The following is a 21,297-nucleotide window of genomic DNA, read 5'->3' as shown; positions in this document are numbered from 1 at the left end:
TGTTTCAGCCCGCCTAGCCACGGGCAAGCATCTTGTTGATCCGCTCGGCTGCGTCATCAAGGGCCTTCTTGCTGGGAACGTCGCCCCTGATTGCCAAAGCGATCTGCTGGCTGAGGATGTCGCTCATGGCCTCATTGATTTCGTACGGTGTCAGGTTCTTTGCCGTGTCCAAAGTCTTGAACGCCAGGACTTTGGCGTCACTGGCGGGCGTGCCATCGCTTTGGGAGAAATAGGGATCGCTGGAGGATGACTTGGTGCTTGGGAAGATGTTCACCAAGTGGGCGAACTTGCCCTGGTTCTCGGCGTTCGTCATCCATTGTGCCAAGGCCACGGCCGTGGGCAGGTTTTTGCTCTTGGCGTTTACCCCCATGCCCTGGACGTACAGAGGAGGCACGTCCAGCGACTGCGTGGCGATGACTTTGCCTTTGAGGCTGGGGTTGTCTTTTTCGAAGCTGGGGATGCTGTTGCCTCCTCCCGTGGTCCAGGCGACTTTGCCTTCCGTGAACAGCTGGGAGTTCCCCAAATAGTCGTTGTTGAGCACCGTAGGGGGCATGTAACCCGCCTTGAAGGCGTCCCGGTATCGGTCCAGCAAGGCGGCGGCCTTGTCAGTGTTGAACGCTACGCTCCTGCCGTCATCTGCGAGGACACTGATCCCTGCGCGGGTGAAGTCCTCAATTCCAGGCTTGCGGCTGAGCAAGTACTCCTTGCCCTCCGATGCGTCGTGCATGATCTTGGCTTGGGCGAACAATTCGTCGGTGGTCTGGGGCGGTTTTGCCGCGTCCAGGCCGCTGGCGGCAAGTTTTTCAGTGTTCCAGTAATTGACGTCAGTATTCAGGTACCACGGATACCCGAAGGTGCCCTCCAGCCCCTTGTATTTGAAAGCATCCAGTCCGCCCTGAACATAGGTGTCCTGCAGATTCTTGTCGACAGTGGATACGTCCAACAGCATGTTCTGGCGGGCCAGTGGCAGCGCGAAATCCGGCGGGATGTTCACGACGTCGGGAAGCGTGCCGGAGCTTGCCTGGGTGAGAACTTTTTCGGCGTATCCGTCCCCGGGCTGGTCCACAAGCGTGACCTTCGTGCCAGGATATTTGGTCTCGAAGCCCTTGATGACTTCGTCAAGATAGTCGGTGAATTTAGGAGTCAAAGACCAGGTCTGAAGGCTGACTTCACCTGTGATGGGGCCGGCCGCCGGCTGCGCCGCCGGGGCCTGGCTGCCGCAGCCAGCCAATGCCAGGGACGCGGCAGCCAACACTGCCAGGCCGGGTACATGTTTGCGCATATATACTCCTCAAAGGATGTCTTGCACATGGGTGGAAGATTTTCGAATCGGCTATCAACTAAACCGATATAGTAGAAGATAACCAACCATTTCCATGAGTGCCTGTCAAGAGGGTCGCGGCATGGGTCCTGCTCGCAGCGCGCGCCGGTGAGGGGGTCATTCGGGCTCTCTGCCCGATCGCACTTGTCGGAAACCAAGGGGCCAAGGAGGCAAGAATGTCTAGATCCAGGGCAACCATTGAGGATATTGCACAGCGAGCTGGGGTATCGCGGGGTGCTGTTTCGTTCGCGCTCAACGGGCGGCCCGGCGTAAGCGAAGCTACGCGTGCCCGCATCCTTCAGGTCGCTGCGGACCTTAATTGGTTTCCGCACAGCGCAGCCAGAGCTTTAAGTGGCTCACGGACTGATGTCACCGGTTTAGTCATTGCTCGGCCAGCCAAGACCCTAAGCGTCGAACCCTTCTTTTCGATGCTCATCTCAGGTATCCAGGCCGGACTCTCGAGCGCTGGAGTGGCCCTGCAGATGCAGATCGTTGAGGACTCCGAGGCCGAGATTGCAACCTACCGCCGCTGGTGGAATGAACACCGCGTTGACGGGGTCATTCTCATCGACCTCCAGGAGAATGACCCGCGCATCCCCGTCCTCGAAGAGCTGTCCATTCCTGCCGTGGTGGTGGGCGGCCCCGGCGAGCACGGGCACCTGTCCAGCGTCTGGGCCGATGACCGGGCAGCCATGCTCTCCGTGGTTGAGTATTTGGCTGCCATCGGCCATCGCCGACTGGGGCATATCAGCGGCCTTCCCAGCTTTCAACACACCCGGCGCCGCATTCAGGCACTGACTGACTCCTCTGCCCGGCTGGGCCTCGATGGCGCCGAATCCCTGCCTACGGATTTCAGTGACGCCGCAGGCGCCGCAGCCACCCGGCAGTTGTTGTCGCGGCAGGACCGGCCGACAGCGATCATCTACGACAATGACGTAATGGCCTTGGCGGGCTTGGGTATAGCCAGTGAAATGAACATCCACGTCCCCCGCGAACTGTCCATCGTCTCCTTCGACGATTCCATGCTGACCAAGCTGACCAACCCTTCCATCACTGCACTGACGCGGGACACGTTCGACTTCGGCCATGAAGTTTCCAAGGCGCTGCTCAGGGTGATCGCTGAGCCGCAGAATGTTGAAGATCTCCAGCTGCCGACACCCGTTCTGTCGGTCCGTTCCAGCACCGCTCCCCCGGGAGGGGGAACATCCGCCTTACGTAGCTGACTTCGAGCGATATGAAGTAGATCGTAAGCTAAACCGAATTAGTAAATGATCTATGCAGGGTGACGAGGGAGCTTGTAGTGTTATTTCAATGCGCTCCCAAACGTACTAAATCGCATTAGTTGGAGGACTCTCAGTTATCCAGCAGACCGTGACGGCGCAACAACCGGACAGCTAGACAAGGCAGGGTGCATGGCACAGCAGCAGACAAGATTCGGTGTGAACTACACGCCCTCACAGGGTTGGTTCCATCATTGGTTGGACTTTGATCTGGACGCTGTCAAACGGGATCTTGACTCGATTGCCTGGCTGGGGCTGGACCACATACGCGTGTTCGCGCTATGGCCGCACTTCCAGCCGAATCGATCGCTTATCCGTGGGCGGTCGCTTGAAGACCTGCGCCTCATGGTCGATGCTGCCGGAGACAGAGGCCTCGACGTTTCAGTGGATGGATTACAGGGGCATTTATCCAGCTTTGACTTCCTGCCTGCATGGACCCAAACGTGGCACCGGAAGAACCTGTTTACCGACCCCGACGTGCTTGAGGGCCAGGCAGCCTACCTGACCGCGCTGGCGGGTGCAGTGGCTGAGTGCCCCAACTTCCTGGGCATGAGCATAGGCAACGAATTCAGTCAGTTTGCCTCCGCGGCACATCCGCAGCAGAGCAAGACCAGCCCGGAGGAAGCCGAACACTGGGTCCGCACGATGTTGGCCGCGTGCGCGGCGGGCGCCCCGGAAGCCTGGCACCATCACTCCGAGTACGACGCCGCCTATTTCGATGGGCGGCACGGCTTCACCCCTGGCACGGCCGTCCCTTACGGGTCCATGCCGACGGTTCATTCATGGGTCTTCAACAACACCGCGCAGCTCTATGGGGGCATGAGCGAGCAGAGTTTCCGGCTGGCAGAGTATCTGATCGAACTGGCCCGCGCCTGGGCTGCGAACCCCACCGGCCCCATCTGGCTGCAGGAAGTGGGTGCTCCCAGCCCGCACGTTGCGGCCTCCGACGCTGCCGAGTTCTCCCGTCGCACCCTCCAACACTCTTTGGACTGCGAAAACCTCTGGGGTGTTACCTGGTGGTGCTCCCATGACGTGGACCGCGCACTGGTGGACTTTCCCGACCTCGAATACGGCCTGGGATTGCTCGCAAACGACCAGACCGTCAAACCCCAAGGTGTCGCCGTGTCCGCGGCAGCCCGCGCAAGCAGGAAACACCCCGGCGCGGTGCGGCCGCGTTCCACCGCTTTGATACTGGACGTGGGGGAGCAAAAGACCGCTCCGGACCGGGCCCAGTGCGCGCCAGGCGGCCAGTTCTTCGACGCCTGGATGTCCTTGGCGCTGGCTGGCGAACGCCCCGCGGTGGTGCTGGCCAGCAGGGCCCAGGACAGCGACCACCTGGCATCGAGGGGAATCACAACAGTCCTCTCCATGAAGCAGTCAGCCAGACTGGCAGTTTCTGGTGGACAGGGCTGATCAAAAGACCGTCCAAAGTAGAATCCGTGCCAGCACTCAGGCAGGACCTGCCCTGAACTCTGCATCCCCCCGTCGTCGAATTGATGCCCTCCAACATCCGAAGATGCATGCATATCACCACGTCCAAGAGCAGGAACAGTTTGCCGGCCCGCCCACACTTAGAGGAAACGATGGATCCCTCCATGTCTGATCAACCACTGTCTTCCCCGCTCGTTGCCCGGCCGAACGGTCAGGAGGCGGCGCGTTTGGTCACGGACCAGCCCGCAGGACCGTTTCCGGAACTACAGCGCAAAGGGGGCCCGCTGACGGCTCTCGCTGCTAAACCCGGAGTGGGATTCAGCTCCCCAGAGGCTTTCCACATTCACGTTCAGGCCGGGAGAGGTACCCACCGATTCTCCGTCCCGTGTGAGCTCATCGGTCGTACAGTCGGAACGGGGGAGGAACTGCAGTGGGCTGTGTTTCCGGAAGCGGTCAAGAGCTTTGAAGGGCTGTGGGATTCGACGGCCACCGCTGTTGATGTGCAGTTCGACGACGGGACATGGTTGAGCGACCTTGATGTAGCCGACCAGTACGGCGGAAGCATTTCAGTCAGGGAGCAGTACAAAGCCAAACGACTTTGGGTGGACCAGTGGAACAGGAGAGTTGTTGCTCTCGGGCCAGCTGCAGGGAAAACAGTGAGCCAGGTCGTCGCGACGGTGGAAGCCTCACCTCGGGCCGATCTAAACGTTTACTTAGACGCTGTGAACATACAACCCGAGCCGGCTGAACGTTCGAACCCGCTGGATTTTGTCGTAACGACGAGGGGCACGCACTCCTCGGACCGGTTCTCTCGGGGAAACACATCTCCCCTCGTGGCGGTTCCCCACGGCGGGGTTTTCGGGCTGCCCATGACCGATGCCTCACGCGGCAACTGGCCCTACGCATATCACGCACACAACCGGGACAGCGACAACCGACCGGCCCTTCAAGCATTCGCGACATCGCATATCCCCAGCCCTTGGATGGGGGACAGGGGCGTATTCCAGGTGATGCCAAGCCCCTTGGCCAATCCTGATACTGACCGCGTTGGCCGCGCCTTAGGATTTTCGCACACCGATGAACACTGTGGGCCGCACCTCTATGCCGTCACACTGGAGGGCAGGATTTCCGCGCAACTCACCGCCGGTGACTTCGCACTGGGTATGCGGTTTGCCTTCCCTGCCGAGACCGCTTCTATTATTTTCGACCATCTCGGCCTTATCCGAGATGTGCGCGTTTACCGATCCGGGGACGATACAGTCATTGAGGCGTTGCTCGATGACTGTGCAGAAACCCCGCCCCACTACATCCACGTGCGGACACCCCACGTCATTGCCGACTGTCTCTCATATGGCGAGGGGCGTCTTGGTGGGTACCTCACCGTCAAAACCGGAACGGACGGTCGTGTCGATGTGATGCTGGGTATTTCGACGGTGGGCTTCACGCAGGCGGAAGCCAATCTCCGCAGAGCCGGGGATTTCGAAACCATGCTCGCCGAAGCACGCCGCCGGTGGGAGGAAAAACTGGGCACGTTGACCCTCGTCGGAGCATCAACGGACCAATTGATTTCGCTCTATTCCGGCCTTTACCGGTTGTTTCTTTACCCTAACCGCGCAGGTGAGCCTTCAGGGGACGGGCAACTTCGCTACCGCTCCCCATACGGCAAGGTTCTCACGAACCCGATCCGCGCCTGCAGCGGCCCGGAGATCATGACGGGCCAGCTCTCCACGACGAACGGCTTTTGGGACACCTACCGTACTGCTTGGCCTTTGCTGGGGCTGCTGACGCCCGAGGACGCGGGCGAACTCGCCCAAGGGTTTGTTCAGCATTTCATCGACGGCGGATGGACCCCGCGATGGAGTGCCCCCGGAGCTGAAGACATGATGACTGGTACAACGAGCGACACGGTCTTTGCTGATCTGCTCGTCAAAAACACTCCCGGCCTCGATCTCACCACCGCGTACAGGACCGCGGTGAAGAACGCCACCGTGCCTGCAAATGATTCCCGTGTGGGGCGGAAGGGATTAAGCCAGGGACGATTTTGCGGATACATTGACACGGATATCCCTGAGGGTCTGTCGTGGACGCTGGACAACGCCATCAACGACTGGGGTGCCGCCCAAATGGCCCGAATTCTGCTCAACAGCGTTCCCTCAACATCCGTTGAAGGCCGCCGATACAGGGCCGAATGGGAGTACTTCGCCCGACGCTCCTTGGCATACAAGCTCGTTTTCGACCGGGAACGGAAATTTTTTATCGGTCGTCGCCGGGATGGTTCATGGCGCGCAGACCAAGGGTTCGATCCCGCTGAATGGGGACATGACTACACCGAGACAAATGCGTGGGGGACCGCCTTCACCGTTCCCCATGACGGTCTCGGGCTCACGGAACTGCACGGCGGCGAGCATGAGCTGGGCGCCGCGCTGGATAAGTTCTTCGACACACCGGAAACCGGAGACATATCGAAGTCCGGTTCCTATGGCTTCGTCATCCACGAAATGACGGAGGCGCGGGACGTGCGGATGGGCATGCTCGGCCTGTCAAACCAGCCTGCCCACCACATCCCCTACATGTACATGTTTGCCGGCCGCCACGATGATGCCCACCGCTTGGTGCACGAGGCCCTTACGCGGCTCTTCGTCGGATCCGACATCGGTCAGGGTTATCCAGGGGATGAAGACAACGGCGAAATGAGCGCCTGGTATGTCTTCGCCGCTCTAGGCCTATACCCACTCGTTCCCGCCTCAGGGACATACGTTCTCTTACCGCCCACCGTCGAGCGTGCGGAGATCCGCCCACCGGCTGGCAAAACGACAGTGATCGACGTGGTCAATCCCGATGAGAAGGGGATCTACATCAGATCCGTACACGTAAATGGGGACCTGTGGGAAGAGATATCCATCCCGCATGATGTGCTTGCCGCCGGCGCGCACATTCAGTTCGAACTCTCGCAAGAACCATGCGGCTGGGCGAAGAATTCCCGACCGGCTTCGGCATCGGGGCAGCACGGTTTCACAGTGCCGCTCATCGATGCAACAGGCCCCGGCAGGGGCTACGCGATCCCGGACACAGCGGCCGTCCTCTTTGACAACATCGGGAAAACATCGGTGACATTGTCTGAAGGCGAATGCGTTGAGTACAGGTTCAACGAACCGACAACCGTGGAGCTCTACACGGTGACACCCGCGGCAGCAGGCAGCTTCGGTTGGCGACTCGAGGTCGAGACCACCTCGGGAGAGGTACTGGAGATCGACATGCGGCAAGACGAATACTTCGACTGGGCGGGGCAAACACGCCCATTCGCTCCACTCGTGAAGAGCGCCTCGATTTCCGCTGTACGCGTTCTGCCGATGGGCGAGTGTGCCCTGATCCAGCTTGAGTTCTTCCCCGGCCATCCCTGATCACCCGGGCCACGCCTCTATTGGCCTGACCGCCCAGGCCACCGGGGACCGGACCTACGGTCATTATGACGTGCAACCGTCCGGACCGCTTGAATACTGGGACAGCGCACCGTTTGAGGCGAGCGTCCGCAGTGGCAGGATGTACGGAGGACCAGACGACAAGGAAACCTCTGACGCCATAGCCAGGAACGGTTCTCCCGCGACAAGCACCACCCCTCTCCAGGCTCCCGACTGCTCAGAGTTATCAGCGACTGGGTGACCGTGCCGGACATAGGGAGGGGCTGCTGTGCCCGGCACGGTGTTTTCCTCTCAGCCATAGGCACGTCCTCAATGCTGCCTGATATCAGGGTTGGGGTGTGATCCATGCTGAAACACATGACTCAATGCAAGCCCCGCGGTCAAGGGGGATGGCGTCTTGAACGGGCTCCAGCATTCAGGACATGGGCACGACATGCACTTGGGAAGTTGGGGTCCGGCCCTTGGACCGGTACCCCAACTTCTGGTCATCCCCCGTGTTGGCTGTCGGTGCTGACACACCGAAGAACAGCGGCTCATACTGTTCTCATGCCGAGTCTCCCCCCCAGTTTGCGGTTAGACACAGCCGCAGAGAAGCCGTCGGGCCGCGCGGACGGCAGCCACTGCCTCCGCCACGACCCGGGCATCCGTCCTGAAGTGCGCACCGCCGTCGGCGGATCCCAGCGGTAGCAGGGAGCCAGCCGAGGGGTGCTGAACGGCCTTCGCGGACAGGTGCACGGCGTCAACGCCCACGGTGGTCGCCAAATTTTCAATATCGCCCACACCGACGCCGCCACCGGCCATGATTTCCAGCCGCTCTGCGGCCACTTCCACCATTCGCCGCAGGGCCGTCGTGCCCTCGCGGGCCGCCGCCGCCTGCCCCGAGGTCAAGACGCGCTGCACGCCCAGGTCCAGCAGGGATGCCATGGCGGCCTCAAGGTCGTCGACCTGGTCCATGGCGCGGTGGAAGGTGATGCAGAGCTCCGGTTCCACATCCCAGGCCGCGGCCATCAGCCGGCGGGTGGCTTCTTTGTCGACCGCACCGCCGCTCTTCAAGGCGCCGATGACCACGCCGGCCACGCCCTGGGTGGCAATGGCCTGAAGCTCCCGCGAATAAGTCCGCAGCTCGTCCTCCGAGTAGCAAAAGCCGCCGACCCGGGGGCGGACCAGCACATGGATGGGTAGGTCCCCGCCTGTGGACTCGACGACGGCGGCAATTAGCCCCTGCGAGGGCGTCACGCCGCCAAGTTCGAGGGCGGTGCACAGCTCCACCCGGTCCGCGCCGGCCAGTTGGGCCGTGCGGGCACCCTCAGCGCTGGTGATGGCGATCTCTAGGGCAGGCTTCTGGACCAGTGTCTCCACCGTCTATCCCTCCACGGCCACGGCTGCGTTGGCCGCAGGCACCAGCCGCGCGTGCAGGTCGGGAGTGTCCATGGCGGCGTCGAAGGGGTACATTGGCCGAGAAATGCGGTGGTGCCCCAGCCGGATCAAATCTTGGTCCACGCCGCCGGGGGTCAGTGCCAACATCCAGTCGGCGGACATGTCGAAGAGCTCCGGTTCGAGGTAGCCGATCTTCACAATGACGATGTCACTTCCGCGCGGGTCGAGTCCGTTGCGGGTGAAATCAGCCTCCAGATGGTACGGCTTGCGGACCTGAGTCAACAGCACGGCCAAGCCTCCGGAGCGCACTACTACCTCGCGCAGCGCCTCGGGATCGCCGGCGTGGAGGTGCTCCACCACGCCGCGCAACCGCACCGGCCCGGCGGGCCCGGCGTCGACAATGGCTCCGACCAGCAGATCCACTTCAGCGCCCACGCCAGCCTGCCAGCAGGTTTCGACGGCGGCTGGATCCGGGATGGAGGCGTAGATGCCGGTGATTTCCCCAGTGGAAAACTCTTCGCGTTTGAGCAGCTCCCCCAGGGACCACGTGACGTCCCCCGCGCCGCCGGCCGTGGGGTTGTCGCCGGAATCGGAGATGAAGTACGGGCGTGCGGAGCTCACCATGGCGGTCTCCAAGCATTCGTAGAGCGTGCCGGTGGGGGCAACAAAGCTGAACCGGTGACGCCGCTCCCAAAACGCGGCGGCAATCTTTTCGGCTGCGGCCACGATGGTGGCTTGGTCGTCGCCGGTGACCATGACGATGGCCCGGTTGCGCGGCTCATCCGCCCAGGCATAGCCGATCCAGATGGCTGCATCCAAAACGCCGTCCAGCGCCTCAACCTCCGGCACCATCGCATACAGGCTCTTGGCCGGCTCGATACGTGTGCTGGTCTTCTCCCCCGGCAGCAGCACCGGAACAGGGATCCAAGCCTTGAGCGGGCGGGGACGGTCGGGCACGGCGAGGCGTTCAAGCAGGTTCCGCACGGACCGTTCCTTGGTGTCAAGGGCATCTTCGTGAGGGGCCATCCGGTAACAGGTCAGCAGGTCAAGGGCCTCGGCCAGCCGCCAGGAGACATTGCCGTGCAGGTCCATGCCGGTGCTGATGATGACGTCAGGCCCCACCACCCCGCGCACGGCCACCGCCAGGTCGCCCTCGGCGTCGTCCATGCCAATGACGCTCATGGCGCCATGCAGGTCCAGGATCATGCCGTCAAGCGGCCCCGCTGCAGCAAGACCGTCCAGAATCTCCGCCTTGAGCGCAAGGTAATCGGCCATCGGCACGGGACCGCCGGGAATGCCGCGGCCCTGCAGCACCGGGAACCACGTGGCGGCCTCGCGCAGTTCGGTGCCCGGGCGCAGGAATTCGTACCTGTCCAGCACATCCGTCCCACGGCGGGGGTGGAGGTCCGCTGCGGAGGTAACGGCGGGGGAGTAGGTGCTTGCCTCCAGGCTGAGGCCGGCCACGGCGATGCGCGGCAGGGCGGTGGGAGCAGGGAAAGGCTCGTTCATGGTTCCTCCGGAAAGTGGGTGGATATGCTAGGGCATCTGGGTTGGGGGGTTTTCGAATGCCTGCTGAAGGGCCAGCCTGCCCGTGCCGACCAGGCCGGCGTCCTCGCCGAGCGATGAGGCCGCAATGGCGAGTTCTTTGGTGACCAGCGGGTGGCAGCCCTCGTAGAGCTGGCTGCGGAAGGCCGCCACAAAGGGCTCAAGAGTGGAGAGCACGCCGTTGAGCAGCACGGCGGTGGGGTTGAAGAAGTTCACGATGGCCGAGACGACGCCGCCCAGGTGCCGGCCGGCGTCGCGGACCAGTCCCGTGGCATCGGGGTCGGCGTCCTCCACCAGGCGAATGACGTCGGCCGTGGTGGAAACCATAAGCCCTCGGGCCCGCAGCAGCGAAACCACAGCGGCCCCGGAGGCAATAGTCTCCAGGCAGCCCCGGTTGCCGCAGGAACACAGCGTGTCCCCGGCTGCGGGGGTGCGTACATGGGTGATGTCTCCGGCTGCACCGGTGGCGCCGTGGTAGACCTTGCCGTCAATGATGAACCCAGACCCGATGGCCGTTCCGGCCTTGATGACAATCATCTGGCCGGAGCGAGGGGAACGGGCCGAATATTCGCCCAGCGCCATCGCATTGGCATCGTTTTCGACGGCGACGCCGGTGCGAAAACGGGCCGCAAGGGTCTCGCCGACAGGGAATCTGTGCCAGCCCGGCATGCGGGAGGGGGAATCGACGCAGCCGGCAGCCACATCCACCGGTCCGGGGAGGGCAACGCCGATGCCGAGCAGGTGCCGGCCGAGACGTTCGACCATCAGCGATTCGAAAGCTGCACTAAGAACCTCAAGACCATCCTCCGGGCCGGTGGTGACGTCGAAGTCGATGACCCGCGTTTCCTGGAGGGTGCCGTCCAGGCCCATCACGCCAATCCTGGCATGCCGCCCGCCCATATCGGCACACAGCACATAGCTGGATTCGCCGCTCACCGCCAGGATCCGGGGCCGCCGTCCGCCGGTGGAGGGTCCTTGGCCGGATTCGGTGATCCAGCCGTTGGCCAGCATGGCCTGGACCACCAGTGAAATAGACGACGGCGCCATGGCCAGGGCCTCGCCCAGCTCGCTGCGAGAGCGGACACGTCCAGCAGCTATCAACGCCAGTGCCTCGCTCTGGACGTCCCGGCCGCGCCACGGCGCGGAGTCGCCGCCCCGTGAAGCGAGAATACTTTTTTCACTCATGAAAGAAGATACCTTACTTTATTCAAACCAGCCGAAATGTTCTGCGATAAGTCTAGCCATAACTTCTCTGGATGGGCGGGCCTACAACAAAAGTTTCGGTCCACCGCGCCGCCGGAGACACTCTAAGCTCATCGCCAGCAATGCCCTGATTTTCCTTTCTTTTCATTGTTTAAGACGATTCGCTGACCCGGGAACCGCTGCTGGAATGTGGGGGCGGAGGGCCTGGAATGCATTCGGCTTTTGCCAAAAATGCAGGAAGAACTTAATTCAAAAAGCAATTGACTTATTTCAAAACGAGCGTGTTTACTGATCACTGGTGGTCCGGATCACAAGGACTGCGAAGCACATAGTGCAGGGCCGGTTGATCTGCTGTGCCCCCCCCCAAAACACCGTCTGAAAGAAGTCACATATGTTTTCTTCTCTGTCGCCCGGCGCCCGCCGCCGGTTTGCATTGGCCGCAAGCGCCGGCGCCGTCGCCACGGTCGTCCTGCTTAGCGGCTGCGGGGCAGGCTCGGCCACTGGCCCGTCCGCATCGGCCAAAGATTCCGTCAGCTACGCCTGGCCCGTATCGCAGACGCCCAACTGGATTCTGCCGCTGGGCACCAAGGGCCACACATCCACCCTCAACGCCTCGATCATCAATGCGTTGTGGACGCCGATGTTCGTCTACAACACGGCCAGCGGCTCAATGGGTCTGGACAAAAAGGCCAGCATGGGCAAGGATGCCACCTTCTCCGGCGACGGCAAGACCGTGACTGTCACGATGAACAAGTCCAGCTGGAGTGATGGCAAGCCCGTCACCAGCCGTGACGTCGAGTTCTGGTACAACCTGGTCAAGAACAACAAGGAACAGTGGGCCAATACCGCCGCCGGGAAGATGCCCGACTCCATCACCGCATTCAAGGCAGTGGACGATTCCACCTTCAGCATGACTTTCGATGCAGCCTACAACCACGAATGGCTGACCTCCACGCAGCTGTCGTTGATCCGGGCAATGCCTGCACACGCCTGGAACAAGACGAGCGACGCCGGTCTCGTGTCCGACCTGGACCGCACTCCCGAGGGTGCCCAGGCGGTCTTCGCCTACCTGGTGGAGGCCGCCAAGGACATGGGGAGCTACTCCACCAACCCGCTGTGGAAGACCACCAACGGGCCCTACCAGCTGGCCTCCTTTGACGCCTCCGGCAAGGTTGTCCTGGCCAAGAACGACAAGTACGACGGCTCGGACCCCGCCTCCATCAAGACGGTCAACCTGCTGCCGTTCACCAGCGCCAGCGCCGAGGAAAACGCCCTGCGCAGCAAGACTCTGGACTACGGGTACATCTCGGCAGCGTCCATGCCGCAGAAGTCCCAGTTTGAGGGCAAGGGCTACACCGTCACCCCGAAGCCGGGCTGGTCAGTGACCTACATGCCCTACAACTTTAACAACCCCACCATGGGCAAGGTGTTCTCCCAGCTCTACGCCCGCCAGGCGATCCAGAAGTCGATCGACCAGGAGAGCATTTCCAAGATGGTATGGAACGAGACCGCACAGCCCGGATACGGCCCTGTGCCCCAGGGCAACGACTCCGACTACCTGTCCAAGGAACAGAAAGACAACCCATACCCCTTCAGCACCACCGACGCGCAAAAGCTACTGACCAGCCACGGCTGGACCATCGGTTCTGACGGCATTGCCTCTTGCACCAGCCCCGGAACCGGTGCCACTGACTGCGGCGAAGGCATTGCCAAGGACACCAAGTTCGAGATGACTGTTCTCTCCCAGAGCGGCTCCACCGAGACGGATAACATGATGAACGAGATCCGTTCCTCGCTGTCCAAGACGGGGATCTCCTTCAAGGTCCAGCCAGCACCGGTGAACTCCGTGCTGTCCCAGTCCCAGGCCTGCCAGCCGGCGGAAGATGCCTGCAAGTGGCAGCTGTCCTTCTTCGGCACCTCCGGCAGCTGGTACTTCCCGGCCTACCCCACCGGAGAGAAGGTTTTCGGGACTACTGGCAAGGCCAACTTTGGCCAGTACTCCAATAAGGAGGCCGATGCGTTCACAGATGCGGCGGTCAAATCCGACGACACGACGGCCATGAAGAACTACTCCAGCCTGCTGGCCAAGGACCTGCCCGTCGTTTGGATGCCCAACCCTGTGTACCAGGTGGCCGTGGCGGACACCGGACTCAAGGGCACCGGCCAGGACGTCGACCTGATCTACCCGCAGCGGTGGACCTGGTAGCCCGGCGACTTCAATAACTACGAACACTGATGGGACCGTTGTGGAAATCTTAAGGTTCATGGTGAAACGCACGGGGCAGGCCGCCATTGTCGTCTTCATTGTGACGATCATCGTCTTCCTGCTGCTCCATTCACTTCCCGGTGGGCCCGCCCGCGGAGCGATGGGCATCCAGGCAACGCCGGAACAGCTGGAGCTGTTCAACAAGGAACAGGGGTTGGACCGCCCGCTGGTGGTCCAATACCTGGACTACCTGGGCCGGCTGCTCCGGGGCAACCTGGGGGAATCCTTTGTGCTAAATGCGTCCGTGTCGGACCTACTGAGCCAGCGCGTGCCCAAGACGCTCGTCCTGTCAGTGCTCTCCGCCGTTGTCGCGCTGTCTATCGCCATCCCCGTGGGGTTGTGGCAGGCAGCGCGCCGCAACCGGCCCTCCGACTATATCCTGACGGCATTGTCGTTCGTTGCTTATGCCACGCCCGTCTTCTTCCTGGGCTTGGTCGTGATCATCGTTTTCAGCCAATGGGTGCCATGGCTTCCATCCCAGGCGCCCCAGTCCGACACGGCCTGGGGGATCTTCGCCGAACCCGCGGCGCTGGTCCTTCCGGTGGCGATGGGCGCACTGGGCATGATTGCCGTCTTCAGCCGCTATATGCGTTCCTCCACGCTGGACAACCTGTCCGAGGACTACGTCCGCACTGCTCTGGCCAAGGGCACCACCCGCAAGGTAGTGCTGCGCCGGCATGTGTTCCGCAACTCGCTGACCTCCGTGGTGACCATGCTCGGCTACTACATCCCGGTGCTCTTCGGCGGAGCCCTCGTGGTCGAGCAGCTTTTCAACTATCCCGGCATGGGGCTGCTGTTCTGGAATGCGGCACAGACACCCGATTTCCCGGTGCTGCTGGGCTGTGTGCTTGTCATCTCCATCGCCACCGTTATCGGTTCCCTGCTGGCCGATCTGACCCAGGTTCTCATTGATCCACGTGTAAGGGAGTCCCAGTGAGCCACACCGCGCTCCATTCCGCGGCCGCCGTCGAAAGGGAACTGCCAGCCCCCGTCAGCAACCGGACGTTGATGCTCCGGCGCCTGATGCGCAACAAGCTGGCCGTGGCCGGCATTGCCATGGTGCTTTTGGCGTTCGGCTTCTCTTTCCTGGGACCGCTGCTGTACCCCACCGACCAGGTGCACGTGGATCTCGGCTCCGCAAGCCTGGCGCCCGGGGCTGGCCGCCCCCTTGGCACCGACGCCGTTGGCTTCGACCAGCTCGGACGGATGATGGTGGGAGGCCAAGTGTCCTTGGTCATTGGCCTGGCCGCAGGCATCCTGGCCACTCTGATCGGCTCCGTCTGGGGATCAGTGGCAGGGTACGCAGGCGGCTGGATCGATGCGGTCATGATGCGCATTGTCGACAGTGGCATCGCCATCCCAGCGCTGTTCATCCTGTTGGTCATCTCTGCCATCACCTCGCCCAACACACTGACGATGATTGTGGTCATTGCCGCCTTGTCTTGGCTGGTGCCTTCCAGGCTGGTCCGTGCGGAGACGCTTTCGCTCAAACAGCGAGACTACGTGCTGACCCTGCGCGGGATCGGCGGCTCGCACTTGCGCGTGGTGGGCCGGCACATCGTCCCCAACACCGTCAGCACGCTGGTGGTCAACGCCACGTTCCAGGTGGCCGATGCAATTTTGCTGGTGGCCTATGTCAGCTACCTCGGCATGGGCGTGCAGGCCCCCTCGACCGACTGGGGCGGCATGCTCAGCGTCGGTCTGAACGCGGCCTACAGCGGCCAGTGGTGGCTCATCCTGCCGCCGGGCATTGCCATTATTCTCGTCGTCTGCGCCTTCAACGCCATTGGCGATGGACTGCGCGACATGTTTGATGTGAAAGGCCAACTATGAACACCGCAACGCAGGACCCGGTCCCCGCACTCTCCATCCAGAACCTGGAAGTGGTCTTCTCCACCGAGACTGGCCCCGTCCCCGCCGTCCGTGGCGTGTCCCTGGACGTCCGGCCCGGCGAAGTGCTGGCCCTGGTGGGTGAGTCCGGCTCTGGCAAGAGCACGGTGGCTCTGTCCGTCATGGGACTGCTGCCCGGCAACGCCGCCACCAATGGGATCATCAAGGTTGCCGGCGACACCATAGCGGTGGCGGACGAGGCAGCCATGTGCGCTGCACGCGGACGGGTGATGGGCATGGTCTTCCAGGAACCTTCCACGGCCCTGAACCCCCTGCTGTCCATCGGCGACCAGATTGCCGAGGTGGTGCGCAACCACCACCGCGATGCGACCCGTGCCAGCGCCCGTGCGAAAGCCGTCGAGCTGCTCACCGCCGTCGGCATCCCGCGTCCGGAGGAACGGGTGGACCACTATCCCTCCCAGCTCTCCGGCGGGCAGCGCCAACGCGTGGTGATTGCCATTGCCATCGCCAACCGCCCGCGGTTGCTCATCGCGGATGAACCTACCACGGCGCTGGACGTCACCGTCCAGGCCAACATCCTTGACCTGCTGCGCAATCTGGCCAATGAGATGGACACGGCGGTGCTGCTGGTCACGCACAACATGGGCGTCGTAGCGGACTTTGCCGAGCGTGTTGCGGTGATGTTCCGTGGTGAACTGGTCGAGATCGGCGACGTCGAGGACGTTCTGCTGCGGCCCCGGCACCCCTACACCCAGCGGCTGCTGGACGCGGTGCCGCGCCTGGCCATTGCCCGGGACCGGGAAGAGCCCATGGCGGCCACCGCCGGCACCGGGACGCGTGTCCTTGAGCTGGACAATGTAGAGGTGGTCTATGGCTCCGGCCGCCGTGCCTTCAAGGCGCTCGACGGCGTGAGCCTGTCACTGGCCCAGGGGGAAACCCTGGGGCTGGTAGGGGAGTCCGGCTCCGGCAAGTCCACCGCGGGCCGCACGGCCGTCGGGCTGCTCAAGCCAGCCGCCGGCACGGTGCGGCTGTTCGGCAAGGACCTCGGCAAGGTCCGAGGCCGGGCACGTAAAGCGCTGCAGTCCCAGCTGGGCATTGTGCTCCAGGATCCTGTGTCCTCCCTGGACCCGCGCATGAGTGTTGCCGATTGCATTGCCGAGCCGATGCTGGTGCACAGCAGGTCCTCGGCCGCCGAGCGGAGGACCCGGGTGGGGGAGGTGCTCGACGCCGTTCATCTGCCCTCCGCCGTCTTTGGCCGCTACCCGCACGAACTCTCCGGCGGCCAGCGACAGCGCGTCAGCATTGCCCGCGCACTGATCCTCGAACCCCGGCTACTGGTCGCGGACGAGTCCACCAGCGCGTTGGACGTTTCCGTCCAGGCTAGCGTGCTCGCCGTGCTCAAAGAACTGCAGGAGCGCCTTGGCTTTGCCTGCCTGTTCATCAGCCACGATCTGGCCGTGGTCCAAGAGATGGCCGCGCAGGTAGCTGTCATGCGCTCCGGCAAGGTGGTCGAATCAGGCCCCACGGAAAGCACGCTCATCGCCCCCCGCGACGCGTACACCCGAGATCTGCTCTCCGCCGTTCCGGTGCCGGACCCCATTGTGCAGCGCAGGAGGCGCGAGGAGCGATTGGCTGCAATGAACGAAGACACGAGTCTGGTCGTTACACCGTGAAAGATCTGGTTATTGGAATAGACATCGGGGGAACCAAAACCCGGGCCGTGGTCTGCGACACTAGCCTGGCGGTCCTAGGCCGGGTCACCCGGCCAACCCCTGCCAGATCCGGCAACGGTGCGATGGTTGCCACCGCCGCCGACATGGCTCGGGAGCTCATGGCCGGGGCCGACGGCGCGCTGTGCGCCGTCGGCGTCGGCGCGGCTGGCGTCATCAACCACCTCGACGGCACCATCCTTGTCGCCAGCGATTCCTTCGTGGACTGGGCGGGCACCCAGGTGGCCCGCATCCTGGCCGATGAACTGGGCGTCCCCGTCTCCGTGGACAACGATGTGAATGCGTTTCTGGCCGGAGAAGTCGCCGCAGGTGCCGCCGGCCATCGGCAGAACGTCTTGGGGATTACCCTCGGGACCGGCGTCGGTGGAGCAGTACACTCCAACGGCCGGCTGGTCCGCGGCGCCCACGGGGCGGCGGGGGAGATCGGCCACGTGCCAGGTTTTGGCGATGCCCTGTGCACCTGCGGCCAACGGGGGCATTTGGAGACACTGGCCTCCGGGCGTTCCATCGCCCGGAGGTACGAAGAACTCTGCGGCATGACAATGGATGCGGGCCAGATCGCCGAAGCCGCACGGGCCGGGGATCCGCACGGGCTCGCGGTCTACACCGACGCTGGAATGGCGGTGGGCCGGGCCATCCTTATGGCCGCAGGTTTGGCCGATCCGGACACCGTTGTCGTTGGCGGCGGAGTGACCCAATCCTGGGACCTGCTGGAACCGGCCATCCTGGATGCTCTGGAGAAGGAACCGCCCGTCAGCGGCCATCCCATCGCCATCCGTCGCTCCGAGCTCCACAGCGACTCGGTCGCAGTGGGCGCCTGCGCCATGGCCCTGGATCTGCTGGGCAGCGCGCTGGAGCGCCCGGATGAGCTGCAATGGCTCTAGCTGGACGTACGGGGTGGGAGGAACTGGGCCGGTCGTGGGCCCGGTCCAGGTCCTTCTGAAGGCCGTGTCGCGTCGCCTGAGACCGACGCGCATCGCGGCTACAACAACGAAGAGTATAAGGACCACGAAGCCAACAGCGATGAAAACCATGGTACGGCCATGAAAATCAGCGGCACGCAGATAGCCAAAAGCGACTGTCCACGACTTCTGGGGATTTGTCTCCGGCGACAAGTACCGACTGATGTTTGGAAGAAAGTACCCCATAACGGCCGCCATGGGCAGCGCTGTGAAGAGCGTAGAGGTCAGTATCGCGAACTGCTGACCGACGCTGAGGATAGCCAAGCCCATGGAGGTGTCCCCTCGAGGGAACATCAAGATGAGCGCCACACAGAGAACTATGAGCGCTGCCGAGAGCAGCAAGCCAGCGTGCTGCTGGAGAGTCGATTTGAGCGTTGGTGTCTTGGCCGGCTGATCTGTCGAGGTCACGCCTGCTATTGTCTCGTGGTCACCTCTTGCACCGCATTCCAACTGCTTCTGTCATCAGAAGAGCCACGCAAACCGCCCTTGCGTAGAGCTGGTGATAGTGCTCCTCCAAGCCCCTAGCTTGACTAGAAGCCGGTGTCGACCTGGGCCCCCATAAAAATTTGGGCACCCCTCTTGCAAGTTTTTACAAAAAGTCTATATTTAGACGAAACGTAAGGATGCTAGAAGAGAGAGGTGCCCCATGAGTACATCCAATCCCCACCTTTATGACAGAAGTGGCCGCACGTATTCCATCGATGTTCCCCGGTGGTGCGGGGACGACGGTTCTCCATTGATGGTCTCCGCGATGCCAGGAATCGGGCGGGATGACATTGATGCGGACGAGCGTTCGCAATGGCGCTACCGTGCAGCGCTGCCTTACCAGATCGACGATCGAATCTGCCTTGGTGAGGGGTGCACGCCTTTGCTGCCGACGTATCTGGGCGGGTCCGACGTGATGGTCAAGCCAGAGTGGTTCAACCCTACGGCCAGCTTTAAGGATCGCGGCGTCGCGGTAATGCTCTCCACTGTCAAGGATCAAGGCATTCAAAAGGTATTGGAGGACAGCTCCGGTAACGGCGGCTCCTCAGTGGCTGCGTATGCTGCCGCAGGCGGCCTCACCGCCAAAATTTTGGTGCCGGAGGGAACGTCCCCTGCGAAAATTGTGCAGTCCCGTCGACACGGTGCGGACATCGAACTAGTCCCAGGTTCCCGTCAGGATACTGCCGATGAAGCCATCCGCCAGGCCAGTTCAATCTTCTATTCGAGCCACAATTGGCACCCTTTCTTCTTACAGGGCACCAAACTTATCGCCTACGAAATCTGGGAGGACCTAGGGTTCCGCGCCCCCGACAGCGTGGTACTGCCCACCGGCGCCGGAAGCCTGGTACTTGGCTGCTTCATTGGATTCAGCGAGCTGCTCCGCGCAGGCCACATCAGCCGTCTTCCCCGAATCCTGTCTGTTCAACCGGAAAACTGCAGCCCTCTGGCGCAGGCCTTCGCCCAGGGGTCCACGGAACCAGTGCAGGGCGACTGGCAGCCGAGCCTTGCCGAAGGGACTTCCATCACGCGCCCCGTGCGGGGACCGGAAGTTCTGGCCGCCGTTAAGACAAGTGGCGGCGCCTTCCGGACCGTCACCGAAGATCAGATCCGTTCTGCCACCGCGGAGTTGGCGCACAAGGGCCTCTATGCTGAACCAACAAGTGCTGTGGCGGCAGCAGGTGTTGCAGGTTTCACCGCCGAAAAACTCATCAACGCCGGCGAGACGACGGTCTTGATCCTGACCGGGTCAGCACTTAAATCCTCCGGCATACCGAACTAACTGGAGACCACTCGTGACTTCCCCGCTAAACCCCGAGGTCGAGCACCTCATTGCCGAGCTCGATAAGATCACCGTTGCCCTCGGCAAAAGCTTCCCGGGGCTTTGCGAAGTTGTGCTCCATGACCTTCGGGACCCCGCTCATACGATCCGCACCATTGAGAACAACCTTTCCGGCCGGGAACCCGGCCAGTCCGCCACCGAGCTTGGCCTCGCGCGAATCCAAAACCCGGGTTTCCCGGCAGTCTTACAAAATTACGCCAACAGTTTCCCCGACGGACGCCCGGCGAAAAGCACTTCCATCGGCATCAAGGACAGCGAGGGAAACTACATCGCTGCCCTGTGCCTGAACGTCGACGTATCCCTGCTCAATTCCGTCGCGCACCAACTCACGGCGCTGACAAGAATCGATGAGCAAACGCCCCCGATTCAAGAGAACCTGCGCGCCAAAAGTCTTCAGGAAATCCGTGATTTCATCACTGCGTACGCCGCTGAACGCGGCATGACGCCGCGGAGCCTGGATGCTGAATCGTCCCGCGGGCTTACCCGTCGGCTCCGCGATGAGGGCTACCTAGATATCAAGAAAGCCATACCAACGGTCAGCGAAGTCATTGGAGTCTCGCGGGCCACCGTGTACAACTACCTAAAATGAGGTCGAATTGCAGCAGGCTGAAACTGTCACCCAGCAGATCAACGCCGACGGGCTCGTCCCGCCCGTAGGCCACTACAGTCATGTCGCCGTCGTCAACGGCATGGCTTACATTTCCGGCCAACTTCCACTAAACAAAAAGGGCGATCCGGTCACCGCCGAACCCTTCGCAGTACAGGTCAGGCAAACGTTGGACAACCTCGATGCCTGCCTCGTCACCGCCGGTGCCAGCCGCACCGACCTCGTTCAGGTCCGCGTCTATGTCACGGAAATTTCGGACTGGAAGACGTTCGATGACATATACAGTGACTGGATCGGTGGTCATCGACCAGCGCGCGCCGTCGCCGGGGTTAAGGAACTCCACTACGGAGCGGCCGTCGAAGTTGAAGCCATTGCCATGATGGACAACGCCAACACAGACGCCGAAGCCATTGCGAAGGCGCCTAGCGTCAACACTTTCATCCCGTATTCATCTCAGCCCCAAACTCGAGCCTGATCCGC

General features: G+C 62.3%; 15 protein-coding genes. 11 read left to right on the top strand and 4 right to left on the bottom strand.

Going from position 1 to position 21,297, the window contains the following annotated elements; translation table 11 throughout:
* Positions 1-13: 13 nt before the first annotated feature.
* Positions 14-1,282: an ABC transporter substrate-binding protein gene (locus ACZ881_RS12400; RefSeq protein WP_476115835.1), complete on the bottom strand. Its 1,269-nt coding sequence runs from the start codon at positions 1,280-1,282 to the stop codon at positions 14-16.
* A gap of 215 nt (positions 1,283-1,497) precedes the next feature.
* Between ACZ881_RS12400 and ACZ881_RS12395 the strand changes: the two genes are divergently transcribed.
* The 3 genes from ACZ881_RS12395 (at position 1,498) to ACZ881_RS12385 (ending at position 7,433) form a co-directional block, all read left to right on the top strand.
* Positions 1,498-2,544, top strand: a complete 1,047-nt coding sequence (locus ACZ881_RS12395; protein WP_476115833.1) for a LacI family DNA-binding transcriptional regulator — start codon at positions 1,498-1,500, stop codon at positions 2,542-2,544.
* 189 nt (positions 2,545-2,733) lie between these two features.
* Positions 2,734-4,014, top strand: coding sequence for a glycoside hydrolase 5 family protein (locus tag ACZ881_RS12390; protein ID WP_476115831.1), 1,281 nt, complete (start codon positions 2,734-2,736; stop codon positions 4,012-4,014).
* Between the two features lie 182 nt (positions 4,015-4,196).
* Positions 4,197-7,433 carry a GH92 family glycosyl hydrolase gene (locus tag ACZ881_RS12385; RefSeq protein ID WP_476115828.1) on the top strand — a complete coding sequence of 1,079 codons (3,237 nt, stop codon included), beginning with the start codon at positions 4,197-4,199 and terminating at the stop codon, positions 7,431-7,433.
* A 591-nt stretch (positions 7,434-8,024) separates the two neighbouring features.
* Here the strand turns inward: ACZ881_RS12385 and ACZ881_RS12380 are convergent.
* From ACZ881_RS12380 to ACZ881_RS12370, 3 genes are read right to left on the bottom strand one after another with little or no spacing between them, the layout of a single operon-like run.
* Complete coding sequence (locus ACZ881_RS12380; RefSeq protein ID WP_476115826.1) at positions 8,025-8,810, bottom strand: copper homeostasis protein CutC; 786 nt, start codon at positions 8,808-8,810, stop codon at positions 8,025-8,027.
* Between the two features lie 3 nt (positions 8,811-8,813).
* Complete coding sequence (locus ACZ881_RS12375) at positions 8,814-10,337, bottom strand: M81 family metallopeptidase (protein WP_476115824.1); 1,524 nt, start codon at positions 10,335-10,337, stop codon at positions 8,814-8,816.
* A 27-nt stretch (positions 10,338-10,364) separates the two neighbouring features.
* Positions 10,365-11,558 carry an ROK family protein gene (locus ACZ881_RS12370; protein WP_476115822.1) on the bottom strand — a complete coding sequence of 398 codons (1,194 nt, stop codon included), beginning with the start codon at positions 11,556-11,558 and terminating at the stop codon, positions 10,365-10,367.
* A gap of 409 nt (positions 11,559-11,967) precedes the next feature.
* Here ACZ881_RS12370 and ACZ881_RS12365 point away from each other — a divergent pair, with 409 nt between their 5' ends.
* From ACZ881_RS12365 to ACZ881_RS12330, 8 genes are all read left to right on the top strand, one after another.
* Complete coding sequence (locus tag ACZ881_RS12365; protein WP_476115820.1) at positions 11,968-13,782, top strand: peptide ABC transporter substrate-binding protein; 1,815 nt, start codon at positions 11,968-11,970, stop codon at positions 13,780-13,782.
* 58 nt (positions 13,783-13,840) lie between these two features.
* Positions 13,841-14,779, top strand: a complete 939-nt coding sequence (locus tag ACZ881_RS12360) for an ABC transporter permease (protein WP_476115818.1) — start codon at positions 13,841-13,843, stop codon at positions 14,777-14,779.
* Positions 14,776-15,675, top strand: coding sequence for an ABC transporter permease (locus ACZ881_RS12355; RefSeq protein WP_476115816.1), 900 nt, complete (start codon positions 14,776-14,778; stop codon positions 15,673-15,675). Before ACZ881_RS12360 ends, ACZ881_RS12355 begins: the two co-directional genes overlap by 4 nt.
* Positions 15,672-17,366, top strand: a complete 1,695-nt coding sequence (locus tag ACZ881_RS12350) for an ABC transporter ATP-binding protein (protein WP_476115813.1) — start codon at positions 15,672-15,674, stop codon at positions 17,364-17,366. The genes ACZ881_RS12355 and ACZ881_RS12350 overlap by 4 nt, the downstream gene beginning before the upstream one ends.
* Positions 17,363-18,307 (top strand): ROK family protein, encoded by a 945-nt coding sequence (locus ACZ881_RS12345; RefSeq protein WP_476115811.1) that lies wholly within the window; start codon positions 17,363-17,365, stop codon positions 18,305-18,307. The genes ACZ881_RS12350 and ACZ881_RS12345 overlap by 4 nt, the downstream gene beginning before the upstream one ends.
* Before the next feature lie 724 nt (positions 18,308-19,031).
* Positions 19,032-20,150 carry a threonine synthase gene (locus tag ACZ881_RS12340; protein WP_476115808.1) on the top strand — a complete coding sequence of 373 codons (1,119 nt, stop codon included), beginning with the start codon at positions 19,032-19,034 and terminating at the stop codon, positions 20,148-20,150.
* A 13-nt stretch (positions 20,151-20,163) separates the two neighbouring features.
* A complete protein-coding gene (locus ACZ881_RS12335; RefSeq protein WP_476115806.1) occupies positions 20,164-20,799 on the top strand; it encodes a helix-turn-helix transcriptional regulator in 636 nt (211 codons plus the stop codon).
* Between the two features lie 7 nt (positions 20,800-20,806).
* Positions 20,807-21,292 (top strand): RidA family protein, encoded by a 486-nt coding sequence (locus ACZ881_RS12330; RefSeq protein ID WP_476115803.1) that lies wholly within the window; start codon positions 20,807-20,809, stop codon positions 21,290-21,292.
* Positions 21,293-21,297 lie beyond the last annotated feature (5 nt).

It is taken from the genome of Paenarthrobacter sp. TE3676 (assembly GCF_056279165.1).
The sequence above is the reverse complement of the archived record's forward strand: the minus strand, read 5'-3'. Positions and strand labels throughout refer to the sequence as shown.